The sequence below is a fragment of the Micromonospora sp. NPDC007220 genome (assembly GCF_040634035.1).
In the GTDB taxonomy this organism is placed as follows: domain Bacteria; phylum Actinomycetota; class Actinomycetes; order Mycobacteriales; family Micromonosporaceae; genus Micromonospora; species Micromonospora reichwaldensis.
Genome location: NZ_JBEYEU010000009.1, coordinates 217,584 through 232,912 on the forward strand (window position 1 = coordinate 217,584; position 15,329 = coordinate 232,912).

The window sequence follows — 15,329 nt, forward strand, 5'->3', positions numbered from 1 at the left end:
CCGGACGCCCGCCGGGCGATCCGGTGCCCGGGCGAACGCCGACGGGCCGCCCGGCACCTGCCGGGCACCCGAGGGGCGGCCCGGTCAGGCCGGCCCCGCCGGGTCCTCCATCGCGTTCACCATGAAGTAGGCGGCCCGCTCCAGGTAGTCCCACAGCGCGGTGGCGATCTCCGGCGGCAGGTCGAGCCGGTCCACGGCGCGGCGCATGTGGAGCAGCCACGCGTCCCGCTCGGCGGCGCCGATCCGGTACGGCGCGTGGCGCATCCGCAGTCGCGGGTGCCCCCGTTGCGCCGAGTACGTGTTGGGGCCGCCCCAGTACTGCATGAGGAACAGGGTCAACCGGTCCGCAGCCGGGCCCAGGTCCTCCTCCGGATACATGGGGCGCAGCAGCGGGTCGTCGGCGACCCCGGCGTAGAACTCGTCCACCAGCTTGCGGAAAGTGGGCTCGCCGCCGACCGCTTCGAAGAGGGTCATCGACGCACCGGGACGGTCGGACTCACCTGCGGCATTCACCGTTCCATCCTGCCAGGTGCCACGTCGGCCGAGCGGGGGGTGCCGGCTGTGGGTCGGGTCACCGCGTGCTGCCGCCGTCCCGCCTCGCCGGGGCGACCGCCCAGCGGCCCGCCGGCCCGCCGGACCGCTCCTCCACGGGCCGCCCCTGCGCGCCCGCCGGGGAGGCGGGGCCGGCTGCCTGCCGGGGGGCCGCTCCGCCCCCCTGCTGGGCCGCCTCGATCGCCGCGTCGATCGTCGACCGGCTCGGCCAGCGCAGGGCGGCGAGCGTCATCAGCAGCACCCCGACGGCGCTCCACACCCCGACCACGAGCGGGATGGAGTATCGCTCGGCCAGCAACCCGGTGACCAGGACGGCCATGCCCTGGATGACCTGGACGCCGGTCGCCATCACGCCGAAGGCGCGGGCCCGGAAGCCGTCGGGCAGCGCCCGGACGAAGAGCCCGTTGGCCACCGGCAGCATGCCGGCGACGGCGAACCCGCAGGCCGCGGCGAGCAGCGCCACCACCAGGGGCGGCGGGTCGAGCAGGGCGGGCACCAGGGCCAGCGGGGAGAGCACCGCCAACGGCCGCATCAGGCTCAGCCGGCGGTCCGGCCCGAACGCCCGGCTGACGACGAGGCCACCGAGGATGAAGCCGACGGGGTTCGCCGCCATGATGATCGCCTGCGCGGCGCCGGCGTCCAGTTGGCCGGCGTGCTCGCTCGCCCAGGCGGCGGCGAGGCCCTCCGGCACCACGGAGAAGAGCATGGCGGCGAAGACCAGCACGGCGATGGCCCGCAGCACCGGGGTGCCGAACACGATCTGGAAGCCCTGCGCGGTCTCCCGCAGCAGGTGGCTGCGGTGCGCGGCGGTCATCGCCGTCGGTCGGTCGGCCACGCCGAAGCGGACCAGCGCGGCCGACAGGGCGAAGGTCGCCGCGTTCACCAGGAGCGCGGTGGTGGGGTTGAAGGCGGCGATGGCCGCGCCCGCCAGGTAGCCGACGACCTGGGCGGCCTGGCCGACGCTGCTGATCATCGAGAGCCCGACCACCAGGCGGTCCCCGGTGAGGACCAGGGGAATCAGCGCCGACTTGGCGGCCTGGCTCGGTGGGTTGGCCAGCGTGGTGGCGAAGAGCAGGGCCAGGATCATCGGGACGGGCACGCCGGGGATGGCGATGCACACCATCAGCACCATCCGGACGAGGTCGCAGATCACCATGACCTGCCGGTAGCGGTGCCGCTCCGCGAGCGTGGCGAGCAGGGGGCCGCCGACCAGCCAGGGCAGGTAGCTCACCGCGAAGGCGGCGGCCGAGAGCGCGACGGACCGGGTCTCCTCGTAGACCAGCAGGGTGACCGCGGCCTTGGCGATGTAGTCGCCGATCCAGGAGAGCGCGCTGGCCGTGAAGACGGCGCCGTATTCGCGATTGGCGAACACCTCGCGGAAGGTTGCCGGCCCTTCCGGGGATGGTCGCTCGTCAGGCACCGTCGCCTCCATCGTTCCCCTGAGCGGGCCACTCGTGATGGACGGCCCGGGAACCGTCGTCAGATCTACGGATCAGCGAGGACGTGATCACGCTCCGGGGGAGCGCGTTGCACCGGATTTTGCCCGATCGTCCGACGAGTGGCTAGGGCGAAGGGGTTGATCGTCGCATCTCCGACTGAACGAACGGACGATACCCGAGGGGCCACCCGGCTCGCGACCCCCGCCGCCCGGCGTTCTGGACGCCTCAGGTGGCGCCGCCCTGCCCGGTCTCGCCGGGGGTGGGGACCGGCATGCCGGGGTAGAACCGGGCGGCGGCGATCTTCGCGGTGATGCCGGAGTTCTCCAGCGCCTCGGCGAGCCGGCGACGCAGCTCCCGGCCGACGGCGAACTGCCCGTCCGCGGTCGTCTTGACCACCGTACGGATCACCGCGCCGTCGACCGTCATCTGCTCGACGCCCAGCACCTCCGGCGCCTCGACGATCTCCGGCGCCAGGTCGGGGTCGATCGCGACCGAGGCGGCGGCGGTACGCAGCACGGCAGTGGCCTCCTCCGTGCCGGCGAAGCCGATCGGCAGGTCGACCACCACCAGTGCCCATCCCTGGCTCTTGTTGCCCACCCGGACGATCTCGCCGTTGCGGATGTACCAGAGCACGCCCCGCCCGTCGCGGACGGTGGTGACCCGCAGCCCGACCGACTCCACCACGCCGGTCGCCTCGCCGAGGTCGACGGTGTCGCCGACGCCGTACTGGTCCTCGATCAGCATGAACAGGCCGGCGATCAGGTCCTTGACCAGGCTCTGCGCGCCGAAGCCGAGGGCCACGCCCGCGATGCCGGCGCTGGCCAGCAGCGGGGCCAGGTCGAAGCTGAACTCCTTGAGGATCATCAGCAGTGCGATGCCGAAGATGAACGCGGTGCTCAGGCTGCGCAGCACCGAACCGATCGCCTCGGCCCGCTGCCGGCGCCGCTCCGGAACGAACTCGCCGGGTTCGACGGCGGCGGTGGGGATCCGCTCGCGCAGCGGACGCAGCATGGTCGGCACGCCCGCGTCGGTGGTGGTGCGCACCAGCCGGCGGATCGTGCGGTGCACCAGCCACCGGGCGGCGACCGCCAGCAGCAGGATCATCACGATCCGCAGCGGCTTGAGCAGGATCCAGTAGCTGCCCTCGGCGAACCACACCGAGCCGGTCATGTCGTAGACGCTCTTGCAGAGGGCGTCGTCCAGGCAGGTCGGCGACGGGGCCGGGTCCGGCGCCTCGACGGCGGGCAGGGCGGGCGGCGTCAGGCTGGCAGCGGTCACGCTGTCTTCGTACCGCACCCGGGGGGGCCCGAACCCCCCGACCCTCCGCGTCGTGACCCGGCCCCCGGTGGAGCGTGCCGCCCGGGCGCGGTCGCACCGGTCAGGTCCCGCCCCTGAAACGCGAGGTGACGGCGCAACTATCATGATCAAATGACAGCTTCCACCTTCGTCTTCGTGCCCGGCGCCGGCAGCAACTCGTTCACCTGGGCGCCCATGCAGCGGGAGCTGGCCCTGCGGGGGCACCGCTCGCTGGCCGTCGACCTGCCCGGGCACGGCTTCGGCGCGACGTTCCCGGCGGCGTACCAGGCCCCGCAGGACCTCGCCGCCCTGGCGACCGCGCCGAGCGCGATGGCCGGCGTCGGCCACGCCGACAACGTGGCCCACGTCCTGGACGTCGTGCGGCGGGTACGCGAGCACGGACCGGTCATCCTGGTCGGGCACAGCCGGGGCGGGCTCACCCTGACCGGGGTCGCCAACGCCGCCCCGGAGCTGCTGGACCGGCTGGTCTACATCTCGGCGTGGTGCTGCGCCGCCGACACCCCGGCCGGCTACCAGGCCTCGGCGGAGAACGCGTCGAGCGCCCTGAACGGCGTCGGCGGCCTGCTCGCCGCGAACCCGATGGAACTCGGCGCGCTGCGGTTCAACTGGCGCACCGCCGACCCCGCACTGCTCGCCACCCTCCGGGAGGCGATCCTGGCCGACGGCACCGACGACGAGTTCCACGGCTACCTGAACACCCTGGAGCCGGATGAGAGCCTGGACGCCGGCGAGGAGCGGGCCGACCCCGGGACCTGGGGCCGCGTCCCCCGCACCTACCTGCGGCTCACCGCCGACCGGTCGATGCCGATCGCGCTCCAGGACCGGTTCATCGCCGACGCCGACGCGCTCACCCCCGACAACCCGTTCGACGTGTGGTCCCTCGACGTCAGCCACGCCGCGGTGCTCGTCCGCCCCGGGGAGACCGCGGCACTGCTCTCCTCCCTGGCCCGGCTCTGACGGGCCCGGCGGGCCGATCGACGCCGAGCGCGGCCGATGATGCGCGCAGGGGGTCGCACCCGCCGGCGCGGTATTGATCGGGTCGTCGTGATCGCGTTTATCGGCCTCAATGCGTAAACATGATCATCGGGGCCTGGAACGCGGCGCGTCGGAATCGGTGGCGGGTGCCGGACGGCGAGCGGCGCCGGAGGGGTCCGCCCCTGCTCAGGGGCGGATCCGCCCGTTTCCGGGTGATGCCTGGCCGGCTTCCGGCATTAGTGCGTGCAATCCGGGATCTACTAGTGCAAGTAGGCGTTGATCTGCAAGAACGCCAAGAGAAGATCATGCGGCACAACTTGGGCACAACTCAGATCCCATCTCGACCAGCAGGGCCGATCGGCTGGCTGTCCTTGCATCGTGCGCCGGCTTCCATTCCCAGAACCTCACCGATGCGCAAGCCTTCGCCGGCTCCAAGCCAGACAGCCGCGCGAAAGCTTCACGCCGTCACATGGGTTATCGGAAAGGACCTTGTCGACAACAGCGGCGTTCAAAATGCTCTTAAGGACCCCGAAGTAAAGGACGACAGACGATCTGGCGACGCTTTCGTCAAGGGCGGGACGCAAGCGGCCCGCCGCCGTATCGCGCCGGGGCGCGCGTGCGGCCTGGCGGCCGGTCACGCCCCGGCACACGGCTATCAGGGAAGCCCTTGACAGCCGCAGTGCAGCTCCCCGGCCGACCGGGTTGACCTAGTGTGCCGGGGAGGGGGCCTCGGCGGGACGGCCGGCGGCGTGGCGGGCGTCGGCGAGGGCGACGGCGAGCAGTACGAGCGCGGCCACGACCGTAGCGGCCAGCGGCGGGGCGAAATACAGGGGGACGGCGGCGACCGCCAGGGCGGCGATGGCGACGACGCGGCGGAGGGAAAGCCGGTCGAACACGACGCGTTCCAGACGGATGCGGCCGTAGAGGAACAGTGCTGGACCGCCGAGGATAGCGACGAGCCACACCGGCTCGGGCTTGCCGGCCGTGTGTTTCAGTACGATCTCGAAGCCGACGGCGGCGGTGAGGATGCCCATCACCATGACGACGTGTGCAGTGCCGGTGGCGCGACCGGCGGCGTACCGGTCCCCCGCCGTGGCGACGGCTTCGCCGAGGATCTGGCCCGAACGGTAGAAGTAGATGCGCCACAGCAGCACCGTCGACAGGAACGCCACCACGAGCCCCGCGCCGGTCACCGCGGTGACCGGCTGGTAGGTCACCGTGAGGCCGACGGCGAGCACGGTTTCCCCGAGGGCGATCATCAGGAACTGCTGATAGCGCGCGGGCAGGTGGTGGCGGCTGTCCATGGCCCACGCACTGACCGGCTGCCGGGCCATCCCCGGTACCGGCCAGCGCAGCTGCCCGGCGACGATGTCGACGGCCACGGCGACCCCCCACAGGGCGACCCGGGCGTCGCCACTGACGGCCGCGCCGGCGAACCAGATCACCGCCGTGGCCGAGTGCCACAGCACCGACCGCAGGTAGAGCTGCCGAAGAGGGTGCCCGCGCAGCGCGGGCATCAGGATGAGCGGCCGGCCGCACTGCAGGATCACGTACGGCAGCACGAACGCCCACCCGCGGCCGACGAACGCGTACGGCAGTGAGGTCGACATGACCAGCAGCCCGAAGGCACTGGCCAATACGACCCACTGGATCTTGCGGCGGCGGGGGTCGAACCAGCTGGTGATGTGCGCGGTCGTGATCCACAGCCAGATCAGCGGCAGCGACAGCACCGGCAGGAAGCCCATCGACCACCACCGGACGACCAGGTCTTCGCTGACGATCTCCCGCGCCACCCGGCTGACCACCCCGGCGAGGGCGAACACCAGCACCAGGTCGACGAACAGTTCCAGGAAGTTGGCCTGCTGCACGTCCTCGCGACGTCGCAACAGGTCTTGGCTCTGTCGGCCGCCTTCCCGAAGTCCCATACCGCTCATATTCACCGGCACGACCCCGGTTCACCGGGGGTTGGATTTCCTGCACCCGGAGGGAAGCCATACGGGTGACCGCCAACGACTCCTGGCCGGACCAGGACGTCGTGGGAGTGGTTGGACGCGCCCGGACGCCACCACACGCTGACGAATCCGTCCCAGGACATGCGTGACGATCGGCCCTTATTGCTGGGAGGCCCGTCCTCATGCCCACGCGCGCCCAACGCCGGAGCCAAGTGATGTTGGAGTATCAACCCTCGTGTACCCCGGCGTCAGAACGGGCCGCCGCCGGGGACTGGGCGCCGAGAATGACCCGCAGGACAGGACCGGCAAGCCCCAGACATGGGGGCAGCGTCCGCGGTGCCGAGCAGACGACCCCCCGTGCCAGCTACGACCTCAGCCGCAGCAGGTAGACAGCCACCGCCGCATTGGGAGCGCGCTCTCTCTGTTCCGCCGCCTCAACCTGGACTCTCACCGCCCACGCCGCAGGAACGGCCAGCGCACCTGTGCAGGCCATGGACGACGAGGGACAGGAGAACCCAGGGCCACCGCTTGGAGGGGGCTTCCCGCTTCACGTCAGGCACTCTAGTGATCTTGAGTTGGCTTGATCAAGTTTACGGAGATCAATGCAACTGCAAGATCATCGGGCACGGATTCGGCACAACCGAGATCGAAAACGGGTGTAGAACGTCGAGAGGCGCTGACGGGTCCCGCCCTGCTCAGGGGCCAGATCTGCCCGTTTCCGGGTGATGCCCACTTGGCTTGTCACATTAGTGCGTGCAATCCGGGAGCCGATCAGGGACGATGGGCGCACGGACGTCGGTGATCCGGCCGGCGTCGGCCGTGGTGGGCAACTGCGCCCGTTTCCGGTCGGCGGTGGCGAGCAGGGGGCCGCTGAACCGGGAGGGCGAACGCGATGCCTGACATACGACCCACGGTGGGCTCCGGTGCGCTGGTCCTCAACGCCACCTACGAGCCGCTGTGTGTCGTGTCGGTGCGCCGCGCCGCCATTCTCGTGCTCTCCGCCAAGGCGGTCTGCGTCGCCGACGGCGACGGCATCCTGCACAGCGCCCGCGACGCGCTGCCGGTGCCGTCGGTCGTCCGCCTCACCCGCTTCGTACGCGTGCCCTACCGCACCCACGTCGGGCTCTCCCGCCGCGCCATCTTCGCCCGGGACGGCTGGCGGTGCGCCTACTGCCGGGGTCCCGCCGAGACCATCGACCACGTCTTCCCGCGCAGCCGGGGCGGCCGGCACGCCTGGGAGAACGTCGTCGCGGCCTGCGCCCGGTGCAACCACACCAAGGGCGACAAGACGCCGGCCGAGCTGGGCTGGCGGCTGCACGCGCTGCCGGCGGCCCCGAAGGGCACCGCCTGGCGCGTGCTCGGCCACCGGGCGCCGGACCCCCGCTGGTCCGACTGGCTCGACCTGCGCGAGCCCGAAGGCCGCCTGAGCCGGGAGCCCGAGGCCGCCTGACCCGTCGCCCGCGCGCCCGCACGACGCGGCGCGCGGGCGGGCGGTCACGTCGTGCGCGCCTGGACCAGGGACGCGAAGACCACCACGTTGTCGGCGTACCCGGTCTGCCCGCCCACCCAGCGCCCGCCGCAGGTGATCAGGCGCAGCCGGGGGCGGTCGAAGTCGCCGAAGACCTCGTCCACCGGCAGCCGGTCCTTGTCGAAGCGCTCGACGGAGTCCACCTCGAAGACGGCCACCGAGCGGTCCTGCCGGGCGACCTCGATCCGGTCGCCGTCGTCCAGGTCCCGCAGCTTGTGGAAGACCGCCGGCCCGCTGGTCGTGTCGACGTGCCCGACGATCACCGCCGGGCCGTACTGCCCGGGGGTCGGGCCCTGGTCGTACCAGCCGGCCTCCTGGGCGCGGGCGGCGTCCGGCACCGCGATGCTGCCGTCCGGGGCGATGCCGACGCCGTGCACGGGCGCCCGGACGTCGATCGGGTCGATGGCGATGCCGACGGGCCGGCTGGCGGGCAGCACCGGGAACTTCTTCGGCGCGGGTCGCAGCCCCGCGAGGAACCGCTCCGGCAGCACGCTCACGCCGGCGATCCGCTCCACGCCGAGCATCGTGACGATCAGCGCCATCAACGTCCCGATCACCAGGACCGGCAGGCCGGGCCCCCGCCCCGGGGCCAGCCGACGGCGGCCGGCCGGGATCCGGCGGTAACGGGGGCGGGCGGGCAGCGGACCGGCGGCCGGGTCGGTCGTGGCGACGCTCGCCGACACCGCCTCCCCGGCCACCCGGCGCAGCCGGCGGGCGGTCGCGGCCGCCGCCCGGCGGGACGCCCGCAGCGCCCGCCGGGTGGTCGCCCGGACCCGGCCCGGATCCGATCGCCTGGTACGCCTCTGGGAGCCGGCCATGGCGACGGCGGGTCAGGAACCGGACCCGGTCCGGCGGCGGTTGCCGAAGAAGCCGAAGCCCACGGCCAGGGCCACGACCGCGAGGCCGCCGATCATCAGCATCGAGCCGGTGCCCGAGACGCCGGCGGTGCCGCCGCCCCCGGTGGCCGGGCCCTTGCTCGGCTGCTCCATGTTCAGCACCGTGAGCGTGGTGGTCGCGGTCTTGCCGTTGTCGCAGCGCAGGTCCACCGGGTAGTCGCCGGGCTCCTTGCTGCCCGGGATGGTGACCTGGCCGGTCAAAAAGCCGTTGTCCGGCCGCAGCATCACCCGCCCGAAGGCGTCGGAGTGCACGTCGGCCTGGCGGTTGTTGGCGTTGTCGCAGCCGGCCCGGATGCTGACCCGGGTGCCGGCCTGCGCGCTGTTGGGTACCACCTCGACGAAGGTGTTCTCACCCGCCCAGGCGGGTGCGAGAGTCGTCAGGACGAAGGCCCCGACCAGCCCCAAGACGGTCAGAGCGCGGGTCAGGGCACGTTGGAACGCTGTGAGCACCGGCATGATCCCCCCTTCCGGTGACGATCACCGGAATCCTCCCCGGGCAACAGGGGCCTGCTTTCCCGCTGGCCGGGGGGCAAACCCGGGGCGGGTCAGCGCTGCCGGTCGGCGGGGGGCAGCGGGGTGACGGGCTGCCATTCCAGCGGGGTGGAGAGCACCATCGTGCTGGACGGCTGGCCGTACGGGGCGAGCCGGTCGATGACGCCCTCGAAGTCGTCGATCGACCCGGCGGCCACCTTGAGCATGCTGCACGCGTCGCCGGTGATCCGGTGGATCTCCAGGATCTCGGGCCAGTTCGCCACGTCCGGGTCGTGCAGGATGCACCGGGCCCCGTAACAGGACATCCGGATCAGCGCGACCACGGTGCGGCCGGCCCGGGTCAGGTCGACGTGGGCGTGGTAGCCGGTGATCACCCCGGACTCCTCCAGCCGGCGCACCCGCTCGGCCACGGCCGGCGGCGACAGGTGCACCCGGCGGGAGAGTTCGCTGAAGGAGAGGCGCGCGTCGGCCTGCAGTTCCCGCAGCAGCGCCCAGTCCATGTCGTCCATGAGGCGACCTTACTTTCCTGAAGCCGAATCCAGCTCATGCCTTCTGCGTAGCAGGTCAGACGGGGTGAGCGCCGTTGATCCGGCATTCCATCCGGGGGTTCCGCCGAGAGATCATGTTGACATCCCGAAAACGGCCGACCGTCGGCCGTCCCGGGTGACGAAGCAGAGGGAGGCCACCGGTGGAGCAGACGGACGTGCGCGTACCCGCCAAGGCGGCGGTGCGCCCGGTGACCCCGCGGCAACGCGCGGCCCGCGCCGCCCGCAACGGCGGCGAACCGACGCTGGAGTTCGCCGAGCGGGTGCCGTACGACGCGTACGTGCACGCCAGCACGCTGCACCAACTGCAGCAGCCGCTGAGCGACGACCCCGGCGAGATGTCCTTCCTGATGGTCAGCCAGATCATGGAGCTGTACTTCAAGCTGAGCTGCCACGAGCTGCGCGAGACGCAGCGGCTGCTGCGGGCCGACCGGGTGTGGGACGCGCTGGCCCCGCTGCGCCGCGCCGCGCTGCACCTGGAGGGGCTGAACGCGGCCTGGAACGGGCTGCGCTGGATGACCCCGGCCGACTTCAACCGGTTCCGCAACCTGCTGGGCGAGGGCTCCGGCTTCCAGTCGGCGATGTACCGCCACCTGGAGTTCCTGCTCGGCCTCCGCGACGAGACGCTGATCCGGCCGTTCCGGCGGCAGACCGACGTGTACGCCGAGCTGCGCGCCACCCTGGCGGCGCCGAGCCTCTGGGACGACGTGGTCGCCCTGCTGGCCCGCCACGGCCACGAGCTTCCGGCTGAGCTGCTGGACCGGGACGTCAACGCCGAGCACCAGCCGCACGCCGCCGTGGAGGCCGCCTGGGTGCGGATCTACGCCGAGCCCGGGCCGGAGAACCACCTGCGGATGCTGGGCGAGGCGCTGACCGAGGTGGCCGAGCAGTTCGGCGACTGGCGGCAGCACCACGTCAAGGCGGTGCAGCGCACAATGGGCGCCAAGGTGGGCAGCGGCGGCTCCGCCGGACTGGCGTGGTTGCAGCGGAGCATGGCCCGGGTGGTCTTCCCCGAGCTGTGGTCGGCCCGGACAGCGATGTGACCCGAGAGCGAGACGACGCTATGACCACCCCCGCATCCGATCCGTCCGGTTTCGCCGCCGGTGAGGCCGAGGCGCGCCGCCTCGACGCCGCCGATCCCGGGCACCGCCACCTGTTCCGCGTGCCGCCGGCCGACGGCGGCCGGTACCCCGAGGCCGCCTACCTGGCCGGCAACTCCCTCGGCCTGCAACCCCGGGCCACCCGCGACGAGCTCGCCGCCGACCTGGACGCGTGGAGCCGCCTCGGCGTCGAGGGACACCTGGAGGGCGTGCGGCCCTGGCTGCCGTACCACGAGCTGCTGACGGCGCCGGCCGCGCGACTGGTCGGCGCCGCCCCGGCGGAGGTCGTGGTGATGAACTCCCTGACGGTCAACCTGCACCTGCTGATGGTCAGCTTCTACCGGCCGGCCGGTGCGCGCACCCGGATCGTCATCGAGGACAGCACCTTCCCCTCGGACAGCTACGCCGTGCGCAGCCAGGCCCGCTTCCACGGCCTCGACCCGGACACCACGGTCGTCCGGCTGCGCCCGCGCGCCGGCGAGGACACCCTGCGCACCGAGGACGTGACCGCCTACCTGGCCGCCGAGGGCGACACGGTGGCGCTGGTGCTGCTCGGCGGGGTCAACTACCTCACTGGCGAGCTGATGGACATCCCGGCCATCACGGCCGCCGGCCGCGCGGCGGGGGCCGTGGTCGGCTGGGACCTGGCGCACGCCGCCGGCAACGTCCCGCTCGCCCTGCACGACTGGGACGTCGACTTCGCCGCCTGGTGCTCCTACAAGTACCTGAACTCCGGCCCCGGCGCGCTGGCCGGCGTCTTCGTGCACGAGCGGCACCTCGGCGACCCCGACCTGCCCCGCTTCGAGGGCTGGTGGAGCACCGAGGCGGCCACCCGGTTCGAGATGACCCCGGTCTCCCGGCCGCCGGCCACCGTCGAGGCGTGGCAGATCTCCAACCCGCCGATCTTCGCGATGGGCCCGGTGCGTACCTCGCTGGAGCTCTTCGACTCCGTCGGGATGCCCGCGCTGCGCGAGCGCAGCCTCCGGCTCACCGGCTACCTGGCGGGGCTGCTGGACGAGGTGACAGCGAACCGTCCGCTGACCGTGGTCACCCCGCGCGAGCCGGAGCGGCGCGGCTGCCAGCTCTCCGTGCGCATCGGCGCGGGCAGCGCGGCCGAACTGGCCAAGCGGCTGCGGCACGAGCACGGCGTGATCGCCGACGCCCGGGAGCCGGACATCATCCGGTTCGCTCCGGTGCCGCTCTATTCCACGTTCCACGACTGCTGGCGGGTCGCCGACGCGCTGGCTGCCACGACGGAGATGAGCTCATGGTGAGCGCGAGGAGTGAGCTGGGGTTGCGAGCTTCGCAGCCGCGAACGGAGATGAGCTCATGGTGAGCGCGAGGAGTGAGCTGGGGTTGCGAGCCCCGCAGTCGCGAACGGAGATGAGCTCATGACCGACCAGCGGGACGAGATCGCGGTCGTCGGCGCGGGCCTCGCCGGCTGCCTGCTGGCCTGCTTCCTGGCCCGGCGCGGCTACCCGGTGGCGCTCTACGAGCGGCGGCCCGACCCGCGCACCGGCACGGTGGAGCGGGGACGCTCCATCAACCTGGCGCTCTCCGAGCGGGGCCTCGACGCGCTGCGCCGGATCGGCCTCGACGAGCAGGTGCTGGCCGACGGGCTGCCGATGCGCGGCCGGATGATCCACCCCGTCGACGGCGAGGCGCAGTTCCAGTCGTACAGCGCCGCCGGCGACCGGGCGATCAACTCGATCAGCCGGGGCGCGCTCAACAACGCCCTGCTCGACGCGGCCACCAGCCTGCCCGGGGTGCGGGTCGCCTTCGACCACCGGCTCGTCGGGCTCGACCCGACCAGCGGCGAGATGACCTTCGAGACCCCGCAGGGCACGGTCGCGGCCACCGCGTCGGTCGTCCTCGGCGCCGACGGCGCCGGCTCCGCGGTGCGCGGGCAGCTGCTGGCGTACGGGCTGCTGACCGAGAGCGTGGACTTCCTCGACTACGGCTACAAGGAGCTGACGATCCCGCCGCTGGGCGGGGACTTCGCCCTCGACCCGGAGGCGCTGCACATCTGGCCGCGCGGCACCTCGATGATGATCGCGCTGCCGAACCCGGACCGCTCCTTCACCTGCACGCTCTTCTGGCCCACCCACGGCACCGCCAGCTTCGCCTCGCTGGGCAGCCCGGCGGCCATCGAGCGGCACTTCGCCGAGCACTACCCGGACCTGCCGCCGCTCGCCCCGGGCCTCGTCGACGACTACCAGCACAACCCGGTGGGCGTGCTCGGCACCGTCCGCTGCACCCCCTGGCAGGCGTACGGGAGGGTCGGCCTGCTCGGCGACGCGGCACACGCCATCGTCCCGTTCTACGGCCAGGGCGCGAACTGCGCCTTCGAGGACGTCGTCGAGCTGGACCGCTGCCTGGACGAGTGCGCCGACGACTGGTCCGAGGCGCTGCCGCTGTTCCAGCAGCGCCGGCAGGCCAACGCCGAGGCCATCGCGCAGATGGCGCTGGCGAACTTCGTGGAGATGCGGGACAAGGTCGCCTCGCCGCTGTTCCAGGCCGGCCGGAAGGTCGAGCACGCGCTGGAGCGGGTGCTGCCGGGCCGGTACGTCTCCCGCTACGAGCTGGTGTCCTTCTCGACCACCCCGTACGCCGAGGTGCGTCGGCGGGTCCGCCGGCAGCACCGCCTGCTCGGGGCGGTGGCCGCCGGGGCCGTGGCGCTGCTGGCCGGCGCGGTCGGCCTCACGATCAGCCACAGGAGGCGTCGATGACCGTGACCTGGGATCCCCGGTTGATGGCCGGGCGGGCGCCCGACGGCCCGGGCCTGCTGCGCAACTTCGTGGGCGGTGAGTTCGTCGAGGGTGGGCGGCGGTTCACCAAGCGCAGCCCGGTGACGGGTGAGCCGGTGTTCGAGGTGGTCGAGGCAGACCAGGCGTGTGTGGACGACGCGGTCGCCGCCGCGCGGGCGGCGTTGCGGGGGCCATGGGGTCGGATGGGGGAGCGCGAGCGCGCAAAGGTGTTGCGTCGGGTCGCCGTCGAGTTGGAGCGGCGTTTCGACGATCTGGTGACCGCCGAGGTTGCGGATACGGGTAAGTCGATCTCGCAGGCGCGGACGTTGGACATTCCGCGTGGTGCGGCGAACTTCCGTGCGTTCGCGGAGATCGTGGCGACGGCGCCGACGGAGTCGTTCACGACGGTGACGCCGTCGGGTGGGCGGGCGTTGAATTATGCGGTGCGTAAGCCGGTGGGTGTGGTGGCGGTGATCGTGCCGTGGAACCTGCCGCTGCTGCTGTTGACGTGGAAGGTCGCTCCGGCCCTTGCCTGCGGTAATGCCGTGATCGTGAAGCCGAGCGAGGAGACGCCGGCGTCGGCGACGTTGTTGGCGGAGGTGATGGCCGCCGCCGGGGTGCCGGAGGGTGTGTTCAACCTGGTGCACGGGTTCGGTCCGGATTCGGCGGGCGAGTTTTTGACCCGCCATCCTGGGGTGGACGCGATCACGTTCACGGGTGAGTCGTCCACCGGCGGGGCGATCATGCGGGCCGCCTCCGATGGCGTGAAGGCCGTGTCGTTCGAGTTGGGTGGCAAGAACGCGGGGCTCGTCTTCGCGGACGCGGATCTGGACGCGGCGGTGGCGGGTTCGGTGCGGTCCAGTTTCACCAATGGCGGTCAGGTGTGTCTGTGCACGGAGCGGATCTATGTGCAGCGGCCGGTGTTCGAGGAGTTCACGGCCCGGCTCGCGCAGCGGGCTGGTGAGCTGTCGTTCGGGTGGCCTGCCGACGAGGCGACGGTGAACATGCCGTTGATCTCGCGTCAGCATCGGGAGAAGGTGCTGGGCTATTACGACCTGGCCCGTGGTGAGGGTGCGCAGGTGCTGACCGGGGGCGGCGTGCCGGCCTTCGGTGACGCCCGTGACGGTGGTGCGTACGTACAGCCGACGGTGTTGACGGGGTTGGGTGCGGATGCGCGGACCAACCGCGAGGAGATCTTCGGGCCGGTGGTGCATGTGGCGCCGTTCGATGACGAGGATGAGGCGTTCGCGTTGGCGAACGGCACGGAGTACGGGCTGGCGGCGGCGGTGTGGACCCGCGACGTGGGTCGGGCGCACCGGGCCGGTATGCGGTTGGACGCGGGCATCGTGTGGGTGAACACGTGGTTCCTGCGGGATCTGCGGACGCCGTTCGGTGGGGTGAAGGCGTCCGGGATCGGGCGCGAGGGCGGCGTGCACTCCCTTGATTTCTATTCCGAGTTGACCAACGTCTGCGTGGACCTGACATGACCGGACGCGGCGAGTGCATCGGTGACGCGGGCGCGGTGGACGTGGCGAGCACATCGGTGTCGCGGAGTGTCCTGGCGGCTCCGAGTGGAGTGGGGAGCTGACATGAGCGTTGATTTCGAGGCGGTGGCCCGGGAACTGGTCGACGCGCGGGAGAGCGGCAAGCCGTGTGCGCCGCTGCGGGGGCGGCTGCTGCCGGAGGGCGAGGTCACGTCGGCGTACCTGGTGCAGCAGCTTCAGGTGCGGCAGTGGTTGCAGCGCGGCCACCGGCGGGTGGGCGCGAAGATCGGGCTGACGTCGCG

The 15,329-nt window shown here is 72.2% G+C and carries 13 protein-coding genes and 1 pseudogene; 7 read left to right on the plus strand and 7 right to left on the minus strand.

From position 1 onward, the window contains the following. Positions 1-84 precede the first annotated feature (84 nt). The 3 genes from ABZ573_RS18950 to ABZ573_RS18960 form a co-directional block, all read right to left on the minus strand. Complete coding sequence (locus tag ABZ573_RS18950) at positions 85-474, minus strand: globin (RefSeq protein WP_192581484.1); 390 nt, start codon at positions 472-474, stop codon at positions 85-87. Between the two features lie 97 nt (positions 475-571). Beyond that, positions 572-1,984, minus strand: coding sequence for an MFS transporter (locus ABZ573_RS18955; RefSeq protein WP_327029370.1), 1,413 nt, complete (start codon positions 1,982-1,984; stop codon positions 572-574). 232 nt (positions 1,985-2,216) lie between these two features. Then, the gene (locus ABZ573_RS18960) at positions 2,217-3,413 is read right to left on the minus strand and encodes a mechanosensitive ion channel family protein (protein WP_358119441.1); all 1,197 of its coding nucleotides are present in this window, start codon (positions 3,411-3,413) and stop codon (positions 2,217-2,219) included. Positions 3,414-3,419: 6 nt separating this feature from the next. On the opposite strand from ABZ573_RS18960, the gene ABZ573_RS18965 reads away from it, so the two are divergent. Continuing rightward, complete coding sequence (locus ABZ573_RS18965) at positions 3,420-4,265, plus strand: alpha/beta hydrolase (RefSeq protein WP_151455966.1); 846 nt, start codon at positions 3,420-3,422, stop codon at positions 4,263-4,265. A gap of 725 nt (positions 4,266-4,990) precedes the next feature. Here ABZ573_RS18965 and ABZ573_RS18970 read toward each other — a convergent pair. Then, entirely contained in the window at positions 4,991-6,169 is a 1,179-nt protein-coding gene (locus ABZ573_RS18970) for a low temperature requirement protein A (RefSeq protein WP_358119445.1), read from the minus strand. A gap of 958 nt (positions 6,170-7,127) precedes the next feature. Between ABZ573_RS18970 and ABZ573_RS18975 the strand changes: the two genes are divergently transcribed. After that, complete coding sequence (locus ABZ573_RS18975) at positions 7,128-7,685, plus strand: HNH endonuclease (protein WP_132239323.1); 558 nt, start codon at positions 7,128-7,130, stop codon at positions 7,683-7,685. A 44-nt stretch (positions 7,686-7,729) separates the two neighbouring features. On the opposite strand, the gene ABZ573_RS18980 is transcribed toward ABZ573_RS18975, so the two are convergent. The 3 genes from ABZ573_RS18980 to ABZ573_RS18990 form a co-directional block, all read right to left on the minus strand. Next, positions 7,730-8,581, minus strand: a complete 852-nt coding sequence (locus ABZ573_RS18980; RefSeq protein WP_358119448.1) for a class F sortase — start codon at positions 8,579-8,581, stop codon at positions 7,730-7,732. Between the two features lie 12 nt (positions 8,582-8,593). After that, positions 8,594-9,115 (minus strand): hypothetical protein, encoded by a 522-nt coding sequence (locus ABZ573_RS18985; RefSeq protein WP_151455963.1) that lies wholly within the window; start codon positions 9,113-9,115, stop codon positions 8,594-8,596. Positions 9,116-9,204: 89 nt separating this feature from the next. After that, the gene (locus ABZ573_RS18990) at positions 9,205-9,660 is read right to left on the minus strand and encodes an Lrp/AsnC family transcriptional regulator (protein ID WP_151455962.1); all 456 of its coding nucleotides are present in this window, start codon (positions 9,658-9,660) and stop codon (positions 9,205-9,207) included. Positions 9,661-9,839: 179 nt separating this feature from the next. On the opposite strand from ABZ573_RS18990, the gene ABZ573_RS18995 reads away from it, so the two are divergent. The 5 genes and pseudogenes from ABZ573_RS18995 to ABZ573_RS19015 form a co-directional block, all read left to right on the plus strand. Continuing rightward, entirely contained in the window at positions 9,840-10,739 is a 900-nt protein-coding gene (locus ABZ573_RS18995) for a tryptophan 2,3-dioxygenase family protein (RefSeq protein ID WP_151455961.1), read from the plus strand. A gap of 20 nt (positions 10,740-10,759) precedes the next feature. Continuing rightward, positions 10,760-12,070, plus strand: a complete 1,311-nt coding sequence (gene kynU / locus ABZ573_RS19000) for a kynureninase (RefSeq protein WP_358119453.1) — start codon at positions 10,760-10,762, stop codon at positions 12,068-12,070. 117 nt (positions 12,071-12,187) lie between these two features. Next, positions 12,188-13,525 carry an NAD(P)/FAD-dependent oxidoreductase gene (locus tag ABZ573_RS19005; protein ID WP_358119456.1) on the plus strand — a complete coding sequence of 446 codons (1,338 nt, stop codon included), beginning with the start codon at positions 12,188-12,190 and terminating at the stop codon, positions 13,523-13,525. 23 nt (positions 13,526-13,548) lie between these two features. Then, on the plus strand, positions 13,549-15,030 hold the full coding sequence (locus ABZ573_RS19010) for a 2-hydroxymuconic semialdehyde dehydrogenase (protein WP_358119480.1): 1,482 nt from the start codon (positions 13,549-13,551) through the stop codon (positions 15,028-15,030). Between the two features lie 102 nt (positions 15,031-15,132). After that, positions 15,133-15,329, plus strand: a pseudogene (locus tag ABZ573_RS19015) (2-keto-4-pentenoate hydratase); the annotation flags it as partial.

Bases quoted from the DNA above. Each gene is read 5' to 3' on its own strand.
- ABZ573_RS18950 (WP_192581484.1), bottom strand. From the start codon at position 474: ATGACCCTCTTCGAAGCGGTCGGCGGCGAGCCCACTTTCCGCAAGCTG.
- ABZ573_RS18955 (WP_327029370.1), bottom strand. From the start codon at position 1,984: ATGGAGGCGACGGTGCCTGACGAGCGACCATCCCCGGAAGGGCCGGCA.
- ABZ573_RS18960 (WP_358119441.1), bottom strand. From the start codon at position 3,413: ATGATAGTTGCGCCGTCACCTCGCGTTTCAGGGGCGGGACCTGACCGG.
- ABZ573_RS18965 (WP_151455966.1), top strand. From the start codon at position 3,420: ATGACAGCTTCCACCTTCGTCTTCGTGCCCGGCGCCGGCAGCAACTCG.
- ABZ573_RS18975 (WP_132239323.1), top strand. From the start codon at position 7,128: ATGCCTGACATACGACCCACGGTGGGCTCCGGTGCGCTGGTCCTCAAC.
- ABZ573_RS18980 (WP_358119448.1), bottom strand. From the start codon at position 8,581: ATGGCCGGCTCCCAGAGGCGTACCAGGCGATCGGATCCGGGCCGGGTC.
- ABZ573_RS18985 (WP_151455963.1), bottom strand. From the start codon at position 9,115: ATGCCGGTGCTCACAGCGTTCCAACGTGCCCTGACCCGCGCTCTGACC.
- ABZ573_RS18990 (WP_151455962.1), bottom strand. From the start codon at position 9,660: ATGGACGACATGGACTGGGCGCTGCTGCGGGAACTGCAGGCCGACGCG.
- kynU (WP_358119453.1), top strand. From the start codon at position 10,760: ATGACCACCCCCGCATCCGATCCGTCCGGTTTCGCCGCCGGTGAGGCC.
- ABZ573_RS19005 (WP_358119456.1), top strand. From the start codon at position 12,188: ATGACCGACCAGCGGGACGAGATCGCGGTCGTCGGCGCGGGCCTCGCC.
- ABZ573_RS19010 (WP_358119480.1), top strand. From the start codon at position 13,549: ATGGCCGGGCGGGCGCCCGACGGCCCGGGCCTGCTGCGCAACTTCGTG.